The following is a 1,424-nucleotide window of genomic DNA, read 5'->3' as shown; positions in this document are numbered from 1 at the left end:
GCTGGACGGGCTTTAGGCCGTCGCGGGCGTCGGGAAGGGCCCGCGAATAGATCACCGAATAGGCGTATTCGAGGAATGAGCCTTCCATCTCGGACGTGACATCGATATCGACGATGTTCTCAACGAATTTTCCTGCGGAATCGTGGCTGGGTTCCCCTGCCGGGGGCGTGGTTTGGCGGCGTGCCATAAGGCTGGTGGATCCTTCTGAGGGGTGCTGAACGGGTACTGCGTAAGTTTATGACTAGGCTAAGCCTATGGTGGATCAGCCGGCGGACGGCGTATATCCGGAATATTGGGAAGCCGATGTTGTCCTGCGCGACGGCGGCACGGCGCATGTGCGCCCCATCCACCCCTCCGATGCAGATGCGGTCCAGGCCTTCCACGTGGGCCAGTCCCAGAAGTCCATCTACATGCGCTTCTTCGCCTTCAAGTCCAAGCTTTCCAGCAAGGAACTCAAGCGCTTCACCGAGGTGGATTACAAGGACCGGGTGGCCCTGGTGATCACCATCGGCGGCGAAATCCTGGGCATCGGCCATTACGACCGGCTCGATGACCCGGCCGAGGCCGAGGTCGCCTTCAACATCGCCGACGCCCACCAGGGCCGCGGCATCGGCTCGATCCTGCTCGAACACCTCGCCGCCGCGGCCCGCGAGAACGGGATCCGCAAGTTCAGCGCCGAGGTGCTTCCGGAGAACCGCAAGATGCTCATGGTCTTCTCCGACGCCGGCTACGACGTCAAACGCCACTTCGACGACGGCGTGGTCAGCCTCGAGTTCAACATCGACCCCACCGACAAATCCCGCGCTGTGATGGAATCCCGCGAGCACCGCGCCGAAGCCCGCAGCATCCAGGAACTGCTCGCTCCGGCGTCCGTGGCCGTAATCGGAGCCAGCCGCAAATGGGGCACCGTGGGCTACCAGCTGCTCGAGCACGTCATCGAAGGCGGCTTCAGCGGACCGGTCTATGCGATCAACCCGGAGGCCCTGGAACTGGCCGGCATGCTTTCCTTCGCCCGGCTCTCCGAGGTTCCCGGCCCGGTCACGCTCGCCATCATCGCGGTCCCGTACGACGAGGTCCCCAAGGTGGTCCAGGAATGCGCGGCCGCCGGGGTCAAGGGAATCGTGGTGGCCACCGCGGGGTACGCGGACGACGGCGAACGCGGTCTGTCGCGCCAGCGCGAACTGGTGCGGCAGGCTCGAGAAAACGGCATGCGCGTGATCGGCCCGGCGTCCCTGGGCATCGTCAACACCAACCCGGCCGTGTCCCTCAACGCCTCGATGGCACCGGCCCTGGCCCGTCGCGGCGGGTTGGGGCTGTTCAGCCAGTCGGCCGCGATCGGCGTCTCGCTCTACGCGGCCTCCAGCCGGCGCCGGGTTGGCATCTCGACCTTCCTCTCGGCCGGCAACCGCGCCGACGTCTCCGGC

The 1,424-nt window shown here is 65.7% G+C and carries 2 protein-coding genes; one reads left to right on the top strand and one right to left on the bottom strand.

Going from position 1 to position 1,424, the window contains the following annotated elements; translation table 11 throughout:
- Positions 1-187, bottom strand: a 187-nt coding sequence (locus LQV45_RS32275; protein ID WP_230011609.1) for a hypothetical protein, incomplete at its 3' end; no start/stop codon positions are given.
- Between the two features lie 67 nt (positions 188-254).
- Here LQV45_RS32275 and LQV45_RS32270 point away from each other — a divergent pair.
- The coding region (locus LQV45_RS32270; RefSeq protein ID WP_230011608.1) for a GNAT family N-acetyltransferase at positions 255-1,424 on the top strand (1,170 nt) is incomplete at its 3' end.

It is taken from the genome of Microbacterium sp. Bi128, from assembly GCF_918698205.1.
This window is presented reverse-complemented; position numbering and strand designations above follow the sequence as displayed.